Origin of the sequence: Arsukibacterium ikkense, assembly GCF_000987775.1 — a bacterium.
Classification (GTDB): domain Bacteria; phylum Pseudomonadota; class Gammaproteobacteria; order Enterobacterales; family Alteromonadaceae; genus Alishewanella; species Alishewanella ikkense.
On the sequence record NZ_LAHO01000005.1, the window covers coordinates 47770 to 69851 of the forward strand.

The 22082-nt window shown below is 49.6% G+C and carries 16 protein-coding genes; 7 read left to right on the forward strand and 9 right to left on the reverse strand.

The genetic code is table 11. The features are described 5' to 3' along the window. Positions 1-33: 33 nt before the first annotated feature. A complete protein-coding gene (gene clpA / locus WG68_RS06775) occupies positions 34-2301 on the forward strand; it encodes an ATP-dependent Clp protease ATP-binding subunit ClpA (protein WP_046556919.1) in 2268 nt (755 codons plus the stop codon). Positions 2302-2371: 70 nt separating this feature from the next. Here the strand turns inward: clpA and infA are convergent, their stop codons facing one another. The 4 genes from infA to trxB all read right to left on the reverse strand — a co-directional run bounded on the left by infA (position 2372) and on the right by trxB (position 5080). Continuing rightward, a complete protein-coding gene (infA, locus tag WG68_RS06780) occupies positions 2372-2590 on the reverse strand; it encodes a translation initiation factor IF-1 (RefSeq protein ID WP_019676586.1) in 219 nt (72 codons plus the stop codon). Positions 2591-2686: 96 nt separating this feature from the next. Continuing rightward, positions 2687-3400, reverse strand: coding sequence for an arginyltransferase (locus tag WG68_RS06785; protein WP_046556920.1), 714 nt, complete (start codon positions 3398-3400; stop codon positions 2687-2689). Beyond that, positions 3393-4109 (reverse strand): leucyl/phenylalanyl-tRNA--protein transferase, encoded by a 717-nt coding sequence (gene aat, locus WG68_RS06790; protein WP_046556921.1) that lies wholly within the window; start codon positions 4107-4109, stop codon positions 3393-3395. Before aat ends, WG68_RS06785 begins: the two co-directional genes overlap by 8 nt. 14 nt (positions 4110-4123) lie before the next feature. Beyond that, positions 4124-5080 carry a thioredoxin-disulfide reductase gene (gene trxB, locus WG68_RS06795; RefSeq protein ID WP_046556922.1) on the reverse strand — a complete coding sequence of 319 codons (957 nt, stop codon included), beginning with the start codon at positions 5078-5080 and terminating at the stop codon, positions 4124-4126. Positions 5081-5466: 386 nt separating this feature from the next. Between trxB and WG68_RS06805 the strand changes: the two genes are divergently transcribed. Then, entirely contained in the window at positions 5467-7005 is a 1539-nt protein-coding gene (locus tag WG68_RS06805; RefSeq protein WP_046556924.1) for a S8 family serine peptidase, read from the forward strand. A gap of 277 nt (positions 7006-7282) precedes the next feature. After that, positions 7283-10570 (forward strand): sensor histidine kinase, encoded by a 3288-nt coding sequence (locus tag WG68_RS06810; RefSeq protein ID WP_046556925.1) that lies wholly within the window; start codon positions 7283-7285, stop codon positions 10568-10570. Here the strand turns inward: WG68_RS06810 and trhA are convergent. Continuing rightward, on the reverse strand, positions 10545-11180 hold the full coding sequence (gene trhA / locus WG68_RS06815) for a PAQR family membrane homeostasis protein TrhA (protein WP_046556926.1): 636 nt from the start codon (positions 11178-11180) through the stop codon (positions 10545-10547). The genes WG68_RS06810 and trhA overlap by 26 nt on opposite strands. Before the next feature lie 171 nt (positions 11181-11351). On the opposite strand from trhA, the gene WG68_RS06820 reads away from it, so the two are divergent. Next, positions 11352-12602 carry a glycosyltransferase gene (locus tag WG68_RS06820; protein WP_046556927.1) on the forward strand — a complete coding sequence of 417 codons (1251 nt, stop codon included), beginning with the start codon at positions 11352-11354 and terminating at the stop codon, positions 12600-12602. Positions 12603-12630: 28 nt separating this feature from the next. On the opposite strand, the gene WG68_RS06825 is transcribed toward WG68_RS06820, so the two are convergent. Continuing rightward, positions 12631-13014 carry a hypothetical protein gene (locus WG68_RS06825; protein ID WP_046556928.1) on the reverse strand — a complete coding sequence of 128 codons (384 nt, stop codon included), beginning with the start codon at positions 13012-13014 and terminating at the stop codon, positions 12631-12633. A 138-nt stretch (positions 13015-13152) separates the two neighbouring features. On the opposite strand from WG68_RS06825, the gene WG68_RS06830 reads away from it, so the two are divergent. Beyond that, positions 13153-13914, forward strand: coding sequence for a Nif3-like dinuclear metal center hexameric protein (locus WG68_RS06830; RefSeq protein ID WP_046556929.1), 762 nt, complete (start codon positions 13153-13155; stop codon positions 13912-13914). Continuing rightward, positions 13911-14699 carry a methyltransferase domain-containing protein gene (locus WG68_RS06835; protein WP_046556930.1) on the forward strand — a complete coding sequence of 263 codons (789 nt, stop codon included), beginning with the start codon at positions 13911-13913 and terminating at the stop codon, positions 14697-14699. Before WG68_RS06830 ends, WG68_RS06835 begins: the two co-directional genes overlap by 4 nt. On the opposite strand, the gene tamB is transcribed toward WG68_RS06835, so the two are convergent. Continuing rightward, entirely contained in the window at positions 14696-18442 is a 3747-nt protein-coding gene (tamB, locus tag WG68_RS06840; RefSeq protein WP_046556931.1) for an autotransporter assembly complex protein TamB, read from the reverse strand. The two genes, WG68_RS06835 and tamB, sit on opposite strands and share 4 nt — an antisense overlap. 24 nt (positions 18443-18466) lie before the next feature. After that, positions 18467-20188: an autotransporter assembly complex protein TamA gene (gene tamA, locus WG68_RS06845; protein ID WP_046556932.1), complete on the reverse strand. Its 1722-nt coding sequence runs from the start codon at positions 20186-20188 to the stop codon at positions 18467-18469. 304 nt (positions 20189-20492) lie between these two features. On the opposite strand from tamA, the gene WG68_RS06850 reads away from it, so the two are divergent. After that, positions 20493-21611 carry a beta-ketoacyl-ACP synthase III gene (locus WG68_RS06850; RefSeq protein WP_046556933.1) on the forward strand — a complete coding sequence of 373 codons (1119 nt, stop codon included), beginning with the start codon at positions 20493-20495 and terminating at the stop codon, positions 21609-21611. Between the two features lie 72 nt (positions 21612-21683). Here WG68_RS06850 and WG68_RS06855 read toward each other — a convergent pair whose 3' ends face one another. Further along, positions 21684-21992 (reverse strand): isoamylase early set domain-containing protein, encoded by a 309-nt coding sequence (locus WG68_RS06855; RefSeq protein ID WP_046556934.1) that lies wholly within the window; start codon positions 21990-21992, stop codon positions 21684-21686. Between the last annotated feature and the right edge of the window lie 90 nt (positions 21993-22082).

Genomic DNA, 22082 nt, shown 5'->3' on the forward strand with positions numbered 1-22082 from the left:
GGAAGTGGTTCTCAGGGGTATTGGGAGTGAGCTATGTTAAATAAAGATCTGGAACTGACGCTGAACTTAGCGTTCAGATTTGCGCGTGAACGCCGTCATGAATATATGACGGTGGAACATTTATTACTGGCGTTATTGGATAACCCGGCGGCCGGCGATGCGTTAAAATCGTGCGGCGCCAATATTGAAAAACTGCGTCTGGAACTGGCCAGTTTTATAGACTCCACCACCCCAGTATTACCTGATGGCGAGGTCGAGCGTGACACCCAACCTACTCTGGGGTTTCAACGGGTACTGCAACGGGCGGTGTTTCATGTGCAGTCATCAGGTAAATCAGAGGTGACAGGTGCCAATGTGCTGGTTGCCATTTTTAGCGAACAGGAATCGCAAGCAGTTTACCTGTTGAAAAAAATCGATATTTCCCGCTTAGACGTGGTTAATTTTATCTCACATGGTGTTACTAAAACAGAAAAGCTCGAACAGCATGATGACAGTCCGCAGGAAGAACTTAGCGATACAGTATCTGAAGAGAGTAAGTACCTGGAGAATTTTACTACCAATCTGAATATTCAGGCAAAAAATGGCCATATCGACCCCCTTATCGGCCGGGACCGGGAAGTGGAGCGGGCCGTTCAGGTGTTGTGCCGGCGCAAGAAAAACAATCCGTTGCTGGTTGGGGAAGCGGGCGTAGGAAAAACTGCCATTGCTGAAGGTCTGGCTTATCGGATCGTGCAGCAGCAGGTGCCCGAAGTTATTGCTAATGCTACCATTTATGCGCTGGACATGGGTGCGCTACTGGCCGGTACCAAGTATCGTGGTGATTTTGAAAAGCGCTTAAAGTCATTATTAAAAGAGCTGGAAAAAGAAAAAGATTCTATTTTATTTATTGATGAAATTCATACTGTTATTGGTGCAGGTGCCGCTTCAGGTGGCGTAATGGACGCCTCTAACCTGATTAAACCATTACTGTCCAGTGGCCGCTTACGCTGTATGGGTTCAACCACCTATCAGGAATTTAAAAGTATTTTTGAAAAAGACACGGCATTGGTGCGGCGCTTCCAGAAAATTGATGTGACCGAACCCAGCGTTGAGGATACTACGCGTATTTTACTGGGCTTAAAAGAGCGCTACGAGCAGCACCATAATGTGCGTTATACCCAAAAAGCGATCAGGGCAGCGGCTGAGTTGTCAGCTAAGTATATTAATGAGCGGCATTTACCGGATAAGGCCATCGATGTGATTGATGAAGCGGGCGCCAGTCAGCGGCTGCTACCGGCATCGAAACGTAAAAAAGTGATTAATGTTGCTGAGATTGAGCATGTGATTGCCAAAATGGCACGTATCCCGGAAAAATCGGTATCAGCGTCTGATAAAGATGTATTGGCTAATCTCGACCGTAACCTGAAGCTGGTCGTGTTTGGTCAGGACGAGCCAATCGAGGTGCTCACCGCTGCCATTCGTTTGTCACGCTCTGGCCTTGGCAATGAAGAAAAGCCTATAGGTAATTTCCTGTTTGCCGGCCCAACCGGGGTGGGTAAAACCGAAGTGACCAAGCAGCTGGCTAAAGTAATGGGCGTAGAGCTGTTACGTTTTGATATGTCAGAGTACATGGAGCGCCACGCGGTCAGTCGGCTGATAGGTGCGCCGCCAGGCTATGTTGGCTTTGAACAGGGGGGGCTGTTAACGGACGCGGTGTCGAAACACCCTTATTCGGTGGTGTTACTGGATGAGATTGAAAAAGCTCACAGCGATGTTTATAACATTTTGCTACAAGTGATGGATCACGGTACCTTAACCGATAATAACGGCCGCAAAATCGATTTCAGGAATGTGGTACTGGTTATGACCACCAATGCTGGGGTGCAGGAAACCATTCGTAAATCTATCGGCTTTAAACAGCAAGATCACAGCCATGATGCGCTAAGTGAAATTAACCGGACCTTTAGTCCGGAGTTTCGTAACCGGCTCGATGGCATTATCTGGTTTAAACATTTAAATGCTGACATTATTTTGCAGATTGTCGATAAGTTTGTCTGTGACTTACAGGTACAACTCGACAAGAAACAGGTATCGATGGAGTTAACGGCAGATGCCAGACAATGGCTGGCTGATAAAGGCTATGATCCGGCGATGGGAGCGCGGCCGATGGCCCGGGTGATCCAGGAGCATTTGAAAAAGCCGTTAGCCAATGAAATTTTATTCGGTCGCTTGCTGCATGGCGGGGATGTTAAAGTCAGCCTGAAAAATGATCAGTTGTTTTTTGATTATCAGACAGCTCAGGATTTAGCCTTAGTAGACTAGCCCGGCAAATTGGTCGTGATCCAAAACAAAAAACCCGGTAGCCACCGGGTTTTTTGTAACTAAAGCTGATTTAACGCTGACGGAAAACGATACGGCCTTTACTTAAATCATAAGGCGTTAATTCAACGGTAACTTTATCGCCTGTTAAAATGCGGATATAGTTCTTACGCATTTTGCCAGAAATATGTGCGATAACCACATGACCATTTTCCAGTTCAACTTTGAACATGGTATTCGGCAATGTATCCAGGATGGTACCTTGCATTTCAATTACGTCTTCTTTCGCCATTCAGCGTACTCGCCTCTATAAATTGGGGGTGAACCTTTAAAAAACTGCGCAGATTGTGCCGAAATCACAGCAATAAGTAAAGCAGCAAGCGCTTTTTTAGGCAAAAGAGTGCCAATGTCCCTGAATAAAGCGTTGTTGCGGCCTGAATTCGGCCTTATAAGCCATCTTTTGGCAAGTGCCGATCAGGTAGCCCAGATAAACATAGGCTTTATGATCCTGGCGGGCCTGGCTGAGCAAATACATAATGGCCAGTTTACCCGGAGACAAATACTGGTATTGTTCGGCAAAAAATGTGTATACAGCTGAATAGCTATCGGCCAACTCATCAATAATGCTGACACTAAGCAGTTGCCCGGCCTGATAAATCTCCAGAAAGCGAACGGGCAACCAACTGCATTGCAGCATGGCGGTTAATTGCTCTTCGGTTGCAGGATACATAATGCCATCATCGTGCTTAAAGGCGATATAGGCAGCAAACAGCCTGAAATACTGCTGCAGTTCAGGCTGATTCACCAGCCGGTATTCCAGGCCCGCCCGCCGTGCTTTATTTAGCAAGCGGCGCTGGCTCCGTGAGGCTTGCCACTGCTGCGCCACAATACGCACCGACTGACAGGCATTACAGGCCGGGCAATGCGGAGTGTAAGTTTGCTCGCCGCTACGGCGGAAGTTGACAGCGATTAATTGCTGATATAAATCGGCGCTGATCGGCTGCTCTGGCATCAGTACGACCAGCTGCTCCTGTTGTGCTGGTAAATAACTGCAGGCGCTGGGTGCTGTTAAGCCAAAACGTAGCTGGTGCGGGTTAGTCATTGCCTAAACTCAGCTGTTGTGGCTGCCAGTGGCCGGCAGGACTAATTAAGGCTGTTTGTTGATGTAATAACGTCAGATATTGCTGGCGCGGCAACGGCTGTGCTCCTAACTGTTGTAAAAACGGGTTGGGCATTTGGCAGTCTATCCAACCTGCTGTAAATTGGCTTAAATGCTGCTGCAGCGCCAGCAAGGCAAATTTGGCCGCGTTTGGTGTGCGGTTAAACATTGATTCACCGCAAAATAAGCCACCTACCAGGATGCCATACAAGCCACCCACCAGGGTACTGTTGTGCCATACTTCGATGCTGTGGGCATGGCCCTGTTGATGCAGGCGTTGATAAGCTTGCTGCATTGGCGGCAGGATCCAGGTTTCAGGCTGGTTTTTGCGCGGGGCAGCACAGCCTTGCACCACTCTAGCAAATGCCTGATTAAGCGTCAGTGTCAGTGTGGTGCGTTGCCAGGCTTTACGCAGGCTACGGTTAAACTGCAGGCTGGCTGGGGCAAACACCGCGCGGGTAGCGGGACTCCACCATAATAAAGGGTCACCCTGGCTAAACCAGGGAAATATACCGCTGCGGTAAGCCAGTAGCAGCCGCTCAGTCGATAAATCTCCCCCCATCGCCAGTAAGCCATCGGGTTGCTCCAGTGCCTGCTCTACTGGCGGGAACCACAGCTGAGCAGGATTAAGTTCCGGTAAGTAAATAGCCACGATGGCAACGTTAGTTATTTTGCCAGCGCGTCCAGATACCGCTCCGCATCTAAGGCTGCCATGCAGCCAGTGCCGGCAGAAGTAATCGCCTGACGATAGATGTGATCAGAGACATCACCTGCGGCAAATACGCCTTCGATACTGGTTTGGGTAGCATTGCCCTCAGTACCGCTTTGCACTTTTAAATAGCCGCCATTCATTGCCAGCTGGCCTTTAAAAATATCGGTATTAGGTGAGTGACCAATGGCAATAAACACACCTTGTAACGTCAACTCACTGGCAGGCTCGCCTTTGGTTGAGCCTAAACGCACGCCGGTAACGCCCATGTCATTGCCCAGTACTTCTTCCAGCACACAGTGGGTATGCAGCACAATATTGCCTGAGGCCACTTTTGCCATTAAACGGTCTACCAGTATTTTTTCAGCTTTAAAGCTGTCACGACGGTGAATAAGGTGCACTTCGCTGGCAATGTTGGATAAATACAGCGCTTCTTCTACTGCAGTATTACCGCCGCCAACAACCGCCACTTTCTGATTACGATAGAAGAAGCCATCACAGGTTGCACAGGCAGAAACACCGCGGCCACTGAAAGCTTGTTCAGACGGTAAGCCCAGGTATTTAGCGGAAGCACCGGTACAGATAATCAGCGCATCACAGGTATAGCTTCCGTTATCACCGGTTAAGGTAAAAGGCCGTTGTTCCAGGTTAACGGTATGAATATGGTCAAAAATAATTTCGGTATTAAAGGCTTCAGCATGGGCTTGCATCCGCTCCATCAACGCGGGGCCGGTCAGGCCGTGGGCATCGCCCGGCCAGTTTTCAACTTCGGTGGTGGTGGTAAGCTGGCCACCCTGTTGCATGCCGGTTAGCAGCACCGGATTTAAATTAGCTCTGGCAGCATAAACTGCAGCAGTATATCCGGCTGGGCCTGAACCCAGAATAAGTAACCGACAATGCTTGCTGTTTGACATGTAATACTCCAATAAACGACGTAGTGGAAACGCAATGGGGGTGATTCTAAAAGAATGCAATGGTCATAGAAAGTAGTAGCAAGCAATTAGTTTGCCACCGTCTGTAAACCTGACAGTGCTATATCCATATGCTATCTGGCTATAAGTTAGTTATTTTGGTTATATGGTGAACGATTAAATTTCCTGAAATGGTGTATTTGTTTCTGTTCACTGGTTTTTTTTTCTGAAACAGGGCTGACAGTTTTTTTTATAATCACTTTGTAAGAATTTTGTAATTGTTGTTTTATTGAGCAGCTGGTTAGTTAGGTAGCGCAGGATGCAGCCAACAATATGGAAAACTAATAACAGATGTTTGGACAACCAAATAATTAAAAAAAGGTACCACAATGAAAACTACAAAAAAACTCTTAGTGCTTGGCGTAAGCAGTTGCTTTGCGCTCACGTTAACTGCCCAGGCCGTTGCCAACAGTTTGGTTGACGATAGCGATGCGACAAATCGCTACATTATAAAATTTAAACCCACTGCGGCAGTGATGAGCAATAACAACGGCCAGAGTGAGTTTAACATTCAGCAGGCGGAAACCGTACTGCGTTCTCTTCAGGTTAATCCGGTGATGCATTTAGCAATGGCCAACGCCAGTGTTGCTGAGCTAACGCCGCGGCAGATAAAAAGCCTTGAGGCCAATCCGAATATTCAGTACGTGGAAGAAGATCCTAAACGTTACCTGATGGACGTGATCAGCCCGATGGCGCAAACCACCCCTTACGGTATTAGTATGGTGCAGGCTAATCAGGTGAGTGATGCCAGCGCAGGCAATACCAAGGTTTGCGTTATTGATACTGGCTATACGCCAGGCCACGAAGATCTGCAAAGCTCAGGGGTTACCGGTTATGCTTTCTCTGGCCACGGAAACTGGTACTCAGACGGTAATGGTCACGGTACTCATGTTGCCGGTACCATGGTGGCACTGAATAATAACACCGGGGTAGTGGGTGTGATTGGCTCAGGCCAGGCCGGTGTGCATATTGTTAAAATATTTAACGATTCGGGTAACTGGACTTATGCGTCAAATCTGGTACAGGGCATTCAGTCCTGTAAAGATGCCGGTGCCAAAGTGGTTAATATGAGTTTGGGTGGGGGGTCGTCTAACCAGACTGAAAATACCGCCATGACCAATTTCTATAATGGCGGCATGTTGTTAGTGGCGGCTGCAGGAAATGCCGGTAACACCAGTATGTCTTATCCTGCTTCGTACAATGCGGTAGTATCAGTAGCTGCGGTAGATTCCAACCGTAACCTCGCCAGCTTTTCCCAGCGTAACTCACAGGTTGAACTGTCTGGCCCGGGTGTCAGTGTCAGTTCAACCTGGCGTAATGGTGGCTATAACAGCATCAGCGGTACCTCTATGGCATCACCGCATGTAGCTGGTGTTGCTGCCTTAGTATGGAGTAACCACCCGTCTTGTACCGCACCGCAAATTCGTAATGCGTTAAACGTTACCGCGCAAGACCGTGGTGCAGCCGGGCGTGACAACTCTTTTGGCTGGGGCATAGTGCAAGCTAAAGCCGCGCATGACTGGATCACCAACAATGGTTGTGACGGCGGCGGTAATGGCGGCACCCCTCCGGGTAATGGCGCGACCTTCCCGAACCTGTCAGCCTCTACCGGCCAGTGGTTACGTGGCAGCTACCAGATCCCATCAGGCGTATCAACCATCACCTTCCAGATCTCGGGCGGTACCGGCGATGCAGATTTGTATGTACGCTATGGCAGCCAGCCTACCACCACTGCATACACCTGCCGGCCATATTTAACCGGCAACAATGAAGTGTGTACCATCAATAACCCACAAGCCGGTACCTGGCATGTGGGCATCCGTGCCTATACCGCCTTTAGTGGTGTAACCTTTAGTTATCAGTACTAAAACGGCATCAGATAAAACAGCACCATTAGCTGATTAACAGGGCTGCTCTCGCAGCCCTTTTTAATGGTTTTAACCGGCGTTTAAAAACGCGGCGCTTACTCTGCCTTGGTTGCGATTCAGCGCACGCCTGTAACGGCCATGTCATTTTTTAAGCGTTCTTCCGGTACTTTGTGGTTTGTTCTACTATCGAAAGTGTTAGCCAGTTTTTGGTTTTTAGCTTAGTGTAAAGTCTATTAACCGTCGTGTTAAAAACTGACTTTACAAGGAAATTTTGTAGATGCCATGTCAGCTGTTGCAAGTGATGCGTACTTTGGTGTTCTGGCTTTTTTTAGCTAACTTAGCTGCTTTAAATGCTTATGCGCAAAACTTTGGCCAAATCAGCCGTTTAGGCATTGATGAGGGGTTACCCAGTACCACGATATTTAGTTTAATCCAGGATAAAGAAGGCTTTATCTGGCTGGGCGCCGGCGCTTCTGGCTTGCTGCGTTATGACGGTCATGAATTTGAGAGTTTTGCTGTATTAACAGAGCAGGAAATTGCCGCTGGGCTTCAGGCTGACGTCGGCAGTGTGCTGCAAGACAGCAGGGGGAACTTATGGAGTGCGACCTGGGGTTATGGTTTGTCCCGCTTCAATGCTGCAGATGGCCAACTGCAACGTTTTACCGAAAAGCAGGGATTAGCGGGTGATCAGGTACAATTTATGCTGGAAGATCATCAGCAGCGGTTATGGGTAGGAACAACCCGAGGGATAAGTATTATTACACTGGATGATCAGATAACGCTGTTTTCTGTAAAAGACTTATTGTCGTCGTTAGCTGAACCCAGAATATGGAGCATTGCGCAAACAGCCGATGACGCTATATGGCTGGGGTCTTCAGCAGGTTTAATTCGCTGGACTGAATCGAATAATACTCTTGAACGTTGGCTATTACAGCAAGATTCAGCAGCGTTAAGTCGCTCAAATGAAGTCAGAGCCTTGTGGCCAGAAGGTAATAATTTGTGGGTGGGCAGCCGCCAGGGTGTGTATTATTTTGACGTTGCATCATCACAATTTGAAATAATAAACAGCATTGCAGCAGATGGCCAGCAACATATTATTAATCGTTTTATGCCGCTAGGTGACAACAGTTTGTTGGTTGCCAGTTACAATGGTATCCAACATTTGCTTAGGTCTGAACGACGCTATCAAAAGTTTGAACAGCATGACAGTTTGCTGTCTGAGCTGAATGTCCGCAACTTTTTGTTAGACCGCTCAGGTGTATTATGGATGGCGACCACCGAAGCCGGTTTGTTTCGCAGCCGTTATGGCGGCAGTCGTTTTCTGCAATTAACCGATCTGGTGCAATTTAACGAGCGCGACTTATCGTTTTCAGTATCTGTGATCCACCGTCGTCACAATATGCTGTGGCTTGCTTCGGCAGACCGTTTATATCAGGCAGATTTAAATACTAAAGCACTACATGCCATGACGTTGCCCAGCAGAATCAACGCTATGTCAACGTCCAGTGCGGGCATCCTCTATATCGCCACCGACAGTGGTTTAATGCAATTAGAAGAGGATGAGCTAAAAAATGTTGGCCAGCCCTTTGATTTACTTGGATTAGCTAATCAAAATGTCCGCGAATTACTGATTGATGCTTCAGATAATCTGTATCTTGGTTTATGGGGGCGGGGAGTAATACGCTGGGATCCTGCTTCAGATCGGGTGCAACATTGGCTGGCTGAGTTAGGTCAGGTTCAGGCTGGTGACGCTGTCCAGGCAATGGCTTTAGACGCTAAACAGCAACTTTGGGTGGGTAGTCGTTATTCCGGCCTATTTAAAATTGTGCCGGATAGTAGTGTGATTGAGCATTACTCAGTTCAGTCAGGGCAGGGGGATAGCGGCCTGGGGCTTCCGGCGAACAACATTAACTGTCTGCAAAGCTATCAGAATACCCTGGCCATTTGTACAGAGAAGGGATTACTTTTATATCAGCAGGATACACAGCAAAGCAGCTTGCTGGACATCACATCAGGTTTACCCGAATCGCGGATCCTTGGAGTACAACTGGCTGCAGATCAGCTTTTCGTCACAACCCAAAAGGGGCTTAGTGTTAGCTCGCTGGATAATCCGGATTTTGTTACGTTTAACCAGCGTGATGGCATGGTTGCAACCGAGTTAAACAGCAAAGCCATGGCGCTGTATCAAAATCAACTTTATCTTGGCAGTATCCAGGGGTTGATTAATATCGATATCACAGGGCTGCAAAGTAACAAGCACCAGCCGAGTCCTGTGTTAACCAGGCTGGACATTGATTACCACAAACGCCAGTTAAAGCCTTTCGGTGTCAACTGGCCCGCTATTCAATTGCAGCCAAACGAGCGCACGGTTCGTTTTGAGTTTAGTGCCCTGGATTTTCAGGATCCGGTAATGAATCGTTTTCGTTATCAATTAGCCGGCATTGACAGCGACTGGATCGAGGCGGGTCAGCGTAATAGTGCTTTCTATGCAAACCTGGCGCCCGGTAACTACCAACTCTGGTTGCAGGCTTCTAATAATCATGGTCTTTTCAGTGAACCTCAGCTATTAACCAGTCTGGACGTTTTGCCTGATTGGTGGCAAAAACGCTGGGTGCAACTAATGCTGGTTAGCTTGGTGGTATTGATTTTATTCCTGGGGCATCAGTATCGTTTAAATCACGCCCGGCAGGTTAACCGCTTATTACAGGTGGCGGTGGATGAAAAAGCCAGGAATCAATTATTATTAGAATCTAAAGTAGCTGAGCGAACTCAGGCGCTGCAGGAGAGCACAACGGCACTGTCATTACGCAGCCGGCAACTGGAAAAGAGCCTTGAGCAGCTGGCCATAAAAAATAAAGAGCTGACCCGGTTAGATCGCATGAAAGACCAGTTTATCGCTACTGTCAGCCATGAGCTGCGCACGCCTCTGACAGCTATTCGTGGCGCAGTGGCGTTAGTGGCACAAGGCGTGCTGGCGAGCAAACCTGATGTTCAGCAACAGATGCTGGATACGGCATTGAAAAATGCTGAACGCCTATCCAATCTTATTAATGACTTATTAGATTTGCAGAAATTCGCTGCCGGAAAGTTTACCTTGTTGCGTACTGAACTGGATTTACAGCAATTGGTGCTGGAGGCGCTGCAGGATATAGCAGGTTATGCGGAAAAGTTTATGGTGCAGCTGCATTTTCAGCTACAGCAGGAGCACTTTATGGTTGATGCTGATGCCATGCGTATCAGGCAGGTGTTAGATAATTTAATTTCCAATGCTATAAAATTTTCACCCGCCGCAGGTAATGTACAATTGCAGTTATCAGCTGACGCTGATTGGGTAACGCTGACGGTGATTGATCAGGGTAGTGGAATTCCCGAGGTATTTCAGCCGCGTATTTTTAGTAATTTTAGCCAGGCTGACGCCGCAGACAATCGTAACAAAGAGGGAACCGGCCTGGGTTTAGCTATCTGCAAAAATATCATTGATAGCCATCAGGGGCAAATTGGCTTTAGCAGTGTTGAGGGACAAGGTAGTCGCTTTTGGTTTAGTTTAGCACGTAGCAATAAATAGCCAGAAAATGCAGTATGCTGCCGCTCAATACAAACAAATGCCAAATTAAATGGTGTAGGTACAGGCTGCGCCAGATATAAAACAATACCCCGCCGGAATAGGCCAGGCCGCCCGCCAGCAACAACCACATTGCCGGGACAGGCACATTGGCCAGCATGGGTTTAATGGCAACCACCACTATCCAGCCCAGGCCCAGATAAAGCGCTAATGACAGTTTTTTATATTTCAGGCCGGTGGCCAGCTCCAGTACCACGCCAACAATGGCAATCAGCCAGATGATGGTAAATAGGATCAGGCCCCAGTCGTCGCGCAGGCTAATCAGGGTAAAGGGCGTATATGTACCGGCGATCAGGATAAAAATAGCCGCATGGTCAAGCTGGCGCAGCCGGTATTTAAGCAGTGGGTGATGAATACTGTGATACAGCGCCGAGCTGCTGTACAGCAGTATGATGCTGCTGCCGTAAATGACGGCACTGGCCAACTGCCAGTTGTCGCCAGTGCTTAAGCGCAGCATCAGCAACAGGCCAATCACGCCAAGCACTGCACCCAGGGCGTGGCTTAGTGCATGCAGCTGTTCTTCTAACGCGGTATAACGGCTGACAGTGGTCATAGGCTTTGCTGGCTTTCAATAATTACGGATGTTGATTTAGCTGTATATCTTAACAACAACCCGCTTAAGGTAAACAACAACCTCAGGCTTAGCGGCAAAAGCATTGGTATTTGCGGGCAGCAACGGTAAACTGCGCTCTTTTAGCAAAGCCAGTTCAGCAAAGCCAGCCTTATGCCACTACTTATTATTCTGGGTTATGTATGGCCCGAACCGAATTCCTCTGCGGCGGGCAGCAGAATGCTCAGCCTGATCAAGCTGTATCTTAGCCAGGGCTGGCAGGTGCAATTCGCCAGCCCGGCCGAACTGAGCCCGCACCGTTATCCACTGGCAGAGCTTGGGGTAGGCGAGCAGCAAATTAAACTGAATTGCGACAGTTTTGAGCGCTGGCTGGCTGAAGTGAAGCCGCAGGCGGTAATGTTTGACCGCTTTATGCTGGAAGAACAGTTTGGCTGGCGGGTAGAGCAAAGCTGCCCCAACGCCATGCGTATTTTAGATATGGAAGATTGCCATGCCTTGCGCCAGGCCAGGCAAACCTGCCATGCACAGCAACGCCCCGTAGCTGCTGAGGCACTGAACTCTGAGCTGGCGCTGAGGGAAATCGCTGCCATTTACCGTTGTGATCTGACGCTGGTGATCTCTGAGGCGGAAATGCAGTTGCTGCAACAGCATTATGGCGTACCGGCAGCGCTGTTATGTTATTGCCCGTTCTGGCTGCAGGCGCTGCCAGCCACCAACAGCCTGGCATTTGACGAACGTGAGCATTTTATTGCCATTGGTAACTTTCGCCACGCCCCCAACTGGCAGGCGGTATTATGGTTAAAACAACAGATCTGGCCACAAATACGCCAGCAACTGCCGGCTGCTGAGCTGCATATTTACGGCGCCTATCCGCCGCCAAAAGCGACGGCACTGCATAACCCCAAACAGGGGTTTTTAGTAAAAGGGTGGGTAGCAAACAGTAATGAGGTGATGCGTAGCGCACGGCTATGTTTGGCGCCGCTGGCATTTGGTGCCGGCTTAAAAGGCAAATTGCTTGAAGCTATGTGCCAGGGCACGCCGAGCGTTACCACCGACATTGGTGCTGAGGGTATGCTTATTGATTCAGGTTGGAGTGGCAGTATTGCCAACAACAGTGCTGATCTGGCCAACGCGGCTGTGGCGTTATATCAGGATAAGCTGGGTTGGCAGCAGGCACAGCAACAAGGCTATCAGATTATTGCTACGCGCTTTGGCCCGCAGCAGGCATCGCAGGTGTGGCAGCAATTGCAGCAGGGGTTGGCAAATATTGAGAGCCGCCGCCAGGCAAACTTTACCGGGCTGATGCTCAGGCACCATGCGTATCGCAGTACTAAGTTTATGGGGCAGTGGATAGAGGCCAAAAGTAAACTGGCGCAATTTGCGCCAGTTTCGGGTAACGAATAACTAAGCGTTATTACGTAAATAGATACGCTTAACGCGAACCACGAGGTGGCCGCTGTTTACTGTCGTTTACCTTAGCTGCCCAGTAAGCGGCAGCTGCGCCCGGGCTGGTTGGCGCCGGTTTTGCTGCTTTAACTTTGCTTTTGGTCGCAGGTTTCGCGGCAGGCTTAGTTGCTGCTTTCGCTGGTGCTTTTTCAGCTTTAGCCGGTTTCTCTGCTTTAGCGGCAGACGCTTTTGCGCTGCCGGCTTTACCATAGCTTGCGGTTAATTCTGCCAGTTCGGCCAGGCGGATATTTTTACCACCATCGACACTAAACCAGCCTGGTTTTTGCTCAAGCTCTGGCGCTTTACCAAATTTAGCTTTGTAAGCTGCGGTAAAATCAGCGACTACCTGATCTTTATCCAATTTTGTCATGCTTAATACCTGTGCGTGAAAATTAATCGTTGCCCGCTATTTATACATCAAAACATAGGCAATAGACAAATCTGCCTGCTTTTTAACAGTTTTTAAGTACAATAGAGCGATTAATAAACCCTGTATACGGAGTATTTTATGCTGCAACGGCAACAACTGACCAATCTGCTTGCAGCGCTGCTGCAACCTGAGCGGGTGCGTGACTACTGCCCCAATGGCTTGCAGGTAGAAGGTAAGCAGCAGATTAAACGTATTGTCACCGGGGTCACCGCCAGCCAGGCGCTGATCGATGCTGCAATCGCCTGGCAGGCCGATGCCATTTTAGTACATCATGGTTATTTTTGGAAAAACGAGGCACCGGAAATAACCGGTATGAAGAAAAAGCGGCTGCAGGCATTACTGGCCCACGACATTAACTTGTTTGCCTATCATTTACCCTTAGATATTCACCCGCAGCTGGGTAATAATGCCCAGCTTGGTAAAATACTGAACGCCACATCAGTTAACGCGCTGGCAAGCGTTGAGCCTGCAGGTGTGGTGATGCTGGGGGAGCTGAGCGAACCTCAGCCGTTAAGCGAGCTGGCAGCATTGTTGCAACAACAATTGGGGCGCCCGGTGCTAGCGCATGCTGCGGGCAGTGGCAAACGGGTACGCCAGCTTGCCTGGTGCACCGGTGGTGGCCAGGGATATATTGAACAGGCGGCTGCCGCCGGCGCTGATTTGTTTATCAGTGGCGAAGTGTCTGAGCAAACCATCCATGTGTCGCGCGAGCTGGATATTCATTTTATTGCCGCAGGCCACCATGCTACCGAGCGCTATGGTATTAAAGCACTGGGTGAATACCTTAGCGCCAACTACCCACTGCAGGTGCAGTTTATTGATATCGATAACCCGGCATGAATAAAAAAACCGACCGCAGCTTTGATGGTATCGCTGCTAAATTTCAGCGCAATATATATCAAAGCAGTAAAGGCGCTCTTCGCCAGCAGGTATTACTGCGTGATTTAACCGCTTTACCCTTATTGCAGGCACCCTGTCAGGTGCTTGATGTCGGTGCCGGGCAGGGCCAAATTAGTCTGCTGTTGGCCAAAATGGGCCATACTATCCACTTAACCGATGTGTCTGCCGATATGCTGGCAATAGCGGCTGAAACAGCCATGGCAGCAGGTATAGCGATCACAGGGCCGGCTGCACAGCTTAGTTTCAGCCAGCAAAGCCTGGCTGAGCTTAGTCAGACTGCAAAGCGCCAATACCCGTTGCTGCTATGCCATGCCATGCTGGAATGGCTGGCAGAGCCCCAGCTGGCATTACAGCAGCTTAACGCGTTGATTATGCCGGGTGGGATATTATCGTTAATGTATTACAACAAAGATGCCAAACGGCTCAGTAATATTCTGTATGGCAACTTTGATTATGTTGCGGCTGATTTTAAGGTAAAAAAGAAAGTCAGTTTAAGCCCGCAAAATCCATTAGAGCCAGCAGATGTTGCACAATGGTATCAGCAGGCTGGTTTCAGATTAATCAGCAAAACCGGGGTGCGCTGTTTCCACGATTATCTGCGTGATCGCAGCCAGCAGCAAAGTCATTTTCAGCAACTGCTTGAGCTGGAGCTAAAATACAACCAGCAAGAGCCTTATGCCTCGCTGGGGCGTTATACGCACTTGTTGCTCGCTAAAGCTGTTTAGTCAAATTCAAAGCGGTACAGTAAGTCTACTGCGTTATCCAGGCCGGATACCGCCTCCAGATACAAACTTTGCATCAGCCGGTAGCGCAGGGTAAAGACGCCGATAGGTTCAAAGATACCAATACCGTATTTTATTTGCAGGTTACGGTTAATGTAGCCGCTAACGGTCACCTGCGAGCTGTCGCCGGAGCCGGCAGTGTCCAGAGTAAGATCGCTGACCCCAAAGGCTTCACCAATTTCACCCACCAGACTGCCGCTGGATGCGATACTCATGCCGATCAGGCTGGTGGTGACGGCGTTGGCAGCACTGCCTGATTCGCTATCCAGATCCCGGCCTACTAACAAATACGATAAGGCATTGGCCTGCGGCATGGCCGGCTCTGAGAAGATAGTGATCTGCGGCCGGTCGGCCGGGCCTGTTACCCGAATACCTGCAACTACGTTGTCTTCCATATTCATCGGGTTGCGAATGGCTTCAACGTTCAGAAAGGGCTGATCCGGAGGACCGGTGAAATTCATTTTGCCCTGACGGATCAGTAAATCCTGACCGTAAGAGCGGAAGGTACCATCAACCAGCCGCACTTCACCATTAATGGTCTGGCGATTTTGTCGCTGCTGCACTTGTAAGTTACCACGTAACAACGTTCGTAAGCCAAAGGCTTCGAAGTTAACCTTTTCTCCCAGCATAATCCGGATATTGGCTTCTATTGGCATAGCGCCGTTTTGTCGCTCTGTGATCAGCTGACGCTCGGCGTTAAGAATGACCGTATCATCGGAGATGCCCACGGCATTTTGCGGTAGTTCATTGACACTGAGCCGGGCGCTGGGGATCTGGATCTCGCCGGTAACTCTGGTCAACTTCGGGCTGGCTGTGATGGTGATATCAGGCTTGATATTCAAACTACCTTGCGGAATTTGAATTTTCAGTTGATCGCCTGCCACCGCCAGCTGCGCCCGCCAATCAGTAAGCTGTTGCCAGTTGGCGTCGCCTTTAATGCTGAGTTTGCCATCGGGGGTGGTAATATCGCCCTGCAATTCGGCTTGCTCACCTTTAAAGTTCAGGTGCAAACTGCCATCGTTAATATCAGCCGGCGCCAGCTTACCTTTTACCCGCACTTGCTGCAGTGCCAGCTGTCCGGCCAGCATGGGGCTTTCCAGGGTGCCGTCGGCACTGATATCTGCACTTAGTACAGCGGCAAGTTCGCTGTACTCGTCCAGCAACGGTTGTAAAAATGCCAGGGTAAAGTCAGTCAGGCTGATTCTGGCATTCAGTGGCCTGTGCTGTGCGGTAATATCGCTAACTGCCAGTTCTGCATTAAAACTTGCCTGCTCGTTTAGCCGGCTCTGCACGCTGGCTGTCAGTTGATCATCTTGTAATTGGGCACTAAGTTGCAGGCTCTGCCAGGTCAGGGCAATGGGTGGCTCTGTTTGCCGGGTTAAAGCACCACTGGCGCTTTGCGCAGTCAGCTCAAGTTGCGGGCTCTGGCCTTGCTGCCATTGTGCACTGGCATTGGCGTTCAGCTCGCCGGAGATATTAACGGCAAGGGGGGCAAAGTCGTTCAGCGTGCCAAGGTCAAACTGGTTTAATGCAATAGTGGCGCTGAGCTGTACCGGGCTGAGGCTGGCTTGATCGGTTAAACAGAGCGAACCGCTGCCTTGCTGCCAGCAATGGGGGCTTAATGCCAGCTGTTGTTGCTGATGTTGGTAGCTCAGATCCAGCTTTTGTTGCAATTGCCAGCTCCCCACCGGGCTGCCAATGCTGGCCTGGAGCAACTGACCCTGCCACTGCTCGCGGTTAGTCAGTTGCCCGGCTAGTTGCAGCTGAAGGTCAGATACGGACGATTGTAAGTCCAGGTTTAACTGATGTTGCTGTTCATTGCCGTCAATATTCAGCGTCAGCTGCTCAAGTTGGTAATCCTGCCAACGGCCGTCAGTTGCAGTAAGTTGCATGCTGGCCTGATACAGCTCGGTTAATTGTAGTTGAGCTTGCAAGGTTAAGCCGCCCAGGCGACTGTCGGCATAGCTTAGTGTGTTGGCACTAATCGCAGCCGTGATGTCTGGCTGGCGCTGGCTGCCCCTTACGTTTATCTCGGCCGCTATTACGCCAGTGGCCGCAGGCAAGCTGCTGGCTAAATCATTAATGTCTACTTTGGCATCCAGTAGCCACTGCTCCGCCAGTGAGCCGCTTAGCCTGACAATGTTGCTGCCATGTTGCAGCTGCAGTTGGCCGGTGCTAAAGCGATACGCCGCCGTTGCCTCGATATAGCTTGCCGCCAGATCGCCGCTGACCGCAAGTTTTTCATCACGTAACGTACCGGTTATCGCCAGCTGAGGTAAGCTCGTTTGCCAGCTGCCATCGGCACTTAGCTGGCCACGGTTTTGCAAGCTGCCATTCAGTTCGCCCTCAAATTCCGGCCAGAATACTCCTGGTTGAATGCGGCTCAGGCTAAGATCAGTCTGCCAGCTTAGCGGACTGCCAAGATTAAGTTTAGCGTTGCCGGTAATGTTGCCCCCCAATGTAGCCGCTTTAAACTGGCTAAGTGTTAAGGCGGCATCGGCGTGTCGGTACTGGCCGCTGGCAGTAAGGTTAGCCTGGGGTATAGTGCTGTGAGCCACACCAGCCCTAAGGCTGAACTGTAGCTGTTGTAAGTCGCCTTTGGCTTGCAATTCGCCGGCACTGATTTGCCAGGTATCATCGCCGCTTAGTGGCCAGCGCAGCGGCTCATATTGCAGGTTAAGCTGCACTGGTAAGTCGGCGGTCAACAGTGCCAGCTCACCCTCTAAAGAGGCATTGATTATGCCGCTACTGCGGGCGCTTAGCGCCAGTTCGGCCAGTGAGCCCGTGACGCTGACACTAAGCTGCTGTCCGGCCAGCGGTGCTTGCTGTAATACGCTGCTGATTCTGGCACGCAGCGGGTAATTACCCTGAGTGGTCAGTTCAGCGGTTGCGGTAATATGGGCTTGCGGATGGCTGGCCTGAAAATCGAGTAAGCGGATATTCTGACCACGTGCCTGCAGACTAAAGCTGAGATCCGGCAACGGCGTCAGGCTATCTTGCTGTAACAGGCTGGCGTCGGTCAGCGTAAAGCCGTTAATAAAAACCGCCAGCGGCAGGGTAATGTCAGTAAGATCTGGTGCTTGATAACGAAACGGCTCTGCCGCTTCGCTGTCAGTACTTTCGGTAAGTTCAAGTTGCAATTGCTGCCAGTGGCTGTCATTCAGCTGAAGCTGCCGGCCCCAGCCCTCAATACTTGTATTGAAATTTTGCCAGCGTAACGTACTGGTACCGAGTTGTAACTCAACATTGGTCAGTGCCAGCTGCTCAACGCTCACCGGGAAGGGCAGCAGTATAGCTGTTGCTGCTGAGTCTGTTGCTCTGGCGCGGGTCACTTCAGCAGCCGTAGCGTCGTCAGCGGGCAGGTCGAGGGTCAGTGACACACCATCCACCGTTAATGCAGTAACACACAGCTTCAGTTGTAAAAAGCACAGATTATTAATATCCAGCTGCAGCTGCTTTAGCTGTAACTGATTGCTGGCATGCTGCCAGCGAACATCGGTCAGCTGCATGCCGCCCAGCAGGCTGCCCTGATGTTCAGCAATACTGAGCTCCGGCACAAATTTCTGGCCCAGCCAGACGCTAAATTTTAAGCCCGGTGCAGTGTAAAGTAATACCACTAACAACAGCAGTATCAGTAATAGTGGCAGCAGCAGCGTCCAGTTTAACCATTGCAGCAATCTCTTCATAGCTGTTGTCTCATAAGCCTGGCCTCATAATTCAGGCCCTAAGGCAAAATGGATTTGAAATGCTCTGCGTTCGCCGCTATCCAGGCCATAGCCAAAGTCAAGCCGCACCGGGCCTACCGGTGAGCCCCAGCGAATACCCAGACCCACGCCCCGTTTAAAATCGGGGCTGTCAGTCCAGGCGCTGCCGTAATCAACAAAACTGGCCAGCCACCAGTCACCACGTACCCGGTATTGATACTCCAATGAAGCGGTTGCCATATAGCGACCGCCGATAAAGTCAGTGGCATCGCTTGGGATTGGCAGGGACTCATAACCATAGCCTCGCAGGTTATTATCGCCACCGGCAAAAAAACGTAACGAAGGCGGCAAGTCCTCTAGTGCGGCACCGACAACTGCGCCAGCATCAGCACGAGTAACAAAACGATGGTCTCTACCCGCAGAGCCAATCCAACCGGCGCGACCACGTAACCTGATAAAATTAGCATCTGAAGCCCAGCGTTTATCTGATAACTCTATCGCCAGCAATAATCGGTCAGCGGAGCGCGGCATATTGCCCCAGCTTTGCCGGGAGCGGCTATAACTTAACCCTGGCATTACGATATTGCTGGTGTTTTGCTGGTCAAACTCAGTTGTTTCTGTATATAACCAGCGAACTGAAGCAGTACGGTACCACTCGCTTTGCAGCAGCCAGTGTCGCTCTACCGCCAGGTTGGATACTTTGGTGCGAACATCGTTTTGCAGAGTAAAATCTTTCAGGCCAAAACCATATTGAAATTGGTAAAAGTCACTTGCTGCATTTAACAGCGGCATTTTGTAGCTGGCCTCGAGATTTTGCTCGCTGGTTGATAAGGTTGTTTTAGCATTCAGGCTATGGCCGCGGTCATTTAACCAGGGTTTAAACCAACTTAATTTGATGCGGGCGCCAGTGACATCGGAGTAGCCAATCCCCGTTTCTACGCTGTTGCGCAAGCGCGGTTCCAGTTTAACCAGGATGGGCAGGGTGAAGTCTGCCAGCTGTTCGGTATCTCCTTCAATTGAGATCGATGAAAACCAGTTAGTGTTGGCCAGGGTTTGATTAAACTCGCCCAGTTCGCTGGCCAGGTAAGGCTTACCGGGTTCAAAAGGAATTAGCGATTGCATCCACTCATCGCGGATCTGTTGGCCGCTGAATGTGACGTTGCCAAATTTATAGCGGGTACCGCTGTCAAAGTGCAGATGAATATTGGCTTGTTTTAGTTCGGGGATCACTTCCAGCCGGCTAAGGCTGAAGTCTGCATCAAAATAGCCACGGCGCAGGGCAAGGCTGCGCAAGCTGCGTTTTAAATCATCGTATTTACCATGATGCAGAATTTCACCGACTGCTGGCGCTTCCTGGCGTAATACCCGATCGAATTGGCGATCGTCGCTAGCATCTCCGGTAAGTTGTATATCGGCAATGGCAATACGGATGGGGTCGCCCGGCTTAACAGTAACCTGCAACGTATTGCGGCTGCGTCCTTCAATCAAATTGAAGCTAAGTTCACTGTCATAATACCCGAGCGCCTGCAACGCGGTTTCAATATCTTTTTGCAGCCGTGCCTGAAAGCGTAGCGAGCCTGATATGTCAGAGGCCGTGTAGCTGGCGAGAAAAAGGCTGACATTTTGTTCCAACTCACCGCTGAGCCCTTCAATTTTCAGGCTGGTATTAGCCTGAGAACTAAAGCTGGCCAAAAACAAAATGCTAATCAGGTTTCGAAATAACGACATGCGGCTGGTCTGGCTTCCTGTTGGCGATGTTAAAACCCAGCTTGGGCTAATGATATAACAATGACATCCGGTATTATGACGCACAACAAAGGTGAGTGTATACCGTCTTTACTGGATCCAGGCTTAACAGGATGGTTAAATATGCTTTTAGTGGCTGCCTGGCAGATAAGCAGAATCCTTTAAGCGCCTGGTGCATTTTTCGTTATACTATGGCGCAAAGCTATAAAAGCAGGCGCTGGCAAACTGACGATGCCCGACCAAGACCTGACAATAAGATCATCGTAACCGGACAAGGTGTAATGTAATGCAAAATATTGTTATCAGTGGCTCAGGTTTATTTACCCCTGCCGCTATTATCAGCAATGAAGAGCTGGTAGCGAGTTACAACCAATATGTTGACTTGTATAATCAGCAGCATAAGGCTGATATCAGCAGTGGCACTATCGCAGCGCTGGAGTATTCCAGCTGTGAGTTTATTGAAAAAGCGTCGGGTATTAAAGCCCGGCATGTGCTTTACAAAGACGGTATCCTAAACCCGGAAATTATGCATCCGGTGTTTAATAAGCGTGATGAAAATACCCCACCGGAGATGGTGGAAATGGCGGTTGTTGCTGCGCGTGAAGCAATGCAGCAGGCCAATAAAACGCCAGCAGATATTGATCTGATTATTTGTGCTGCGTCAAATATGCAGCGGCCTTATCCGGCACTATCCATTGAACTGCAACACATTTTGGGGGTTAACGGTTATGCCTTTGATATGAATGTTGCCTGCTCGTCGGCTACCTTTGCCATCAGTAATGCGGTAAACGCTATTCGTGGCGGCACCGCTAAAGTAGTGCTGGTAGTTAATCCGGAGTTTGCGTCACCGCAGGTAGACTACAAAAACCGCGACAGCCACTTTATCTTTGGTGATGTCTGTACGGCTACTATTATTGAAGCGCAAACAAGTTGCACTGCTGACAATGCTTTCAGTATTTTAGGTATGCGTTTGCAAACCAGCTTTTCTAACAATATCCGCTGTGACATTGGTTACACCGAACACTGCTTTAGCGAAACCGATGCTAAGGTACCGTTTTTTAAGCAACAGGGCCGCAAGGTATTCAAAGAGCTACTGCCAATTGTCGCCGAGGTGATTCAGGCGGAAATGGCAGCACTTAATATTGAACCGCAGCAATTAAAGCGGCTGTGGCTGCATCAGGCCAACATTAATATGAATATCTTTGCCGCGAAAAAAATACTGGGGCGGGATCCCCTGCCAGAAGAAGCGCCGCTGGTATTAGATACCTATGCTAATACTGCTTCAGCCGGTTCCATTATCGCGTTTCATAAGTATAAAACCGGCTTGCAGTCAGGCGACAAAGCGGTTCTTTGCTCGTTTGGTGCCGGATACTCAGTGGGGTGTCTGCTGCTCGAGCGCTGCTAATATCGCAGGCGACTGGCAGGCGGTTACTGATGCGCCTGCCATGCCGTTAGCCTTTATCTGGCAAGTGCTGAATTATAAACGAATTACCGAATTATGATCATATGATAGCGGTGATGGCAGGTAAGCATCCGCAGCATCGTCATTTAACCAGGTGCCGCCATTTACCAGATAACGGAACTGATATTCGCGATCATTTTCCAGAGTAAGGCTGGCACTAAAGTCACCTTTCTTACTTTTCTTCATCGGTAAGGCCTGCGGATCCCAATCGTTAAACTCACCCAGTAGTGCTACCGATTCAGCATCGGCTAATTGCGCTGCGCTTAACTTAAAGGTTACTTTGCAAGCCGGTTTAGTTTTTAAATACTGTTTGGTAATACTCATATTGCTTCCCTCAATCTGGCCGAGTTGTCAGCCTGCGGCAGCGTATTGCTGCGATGCTGGTGAATGTGGTCTAAATACTACAAGCGATTT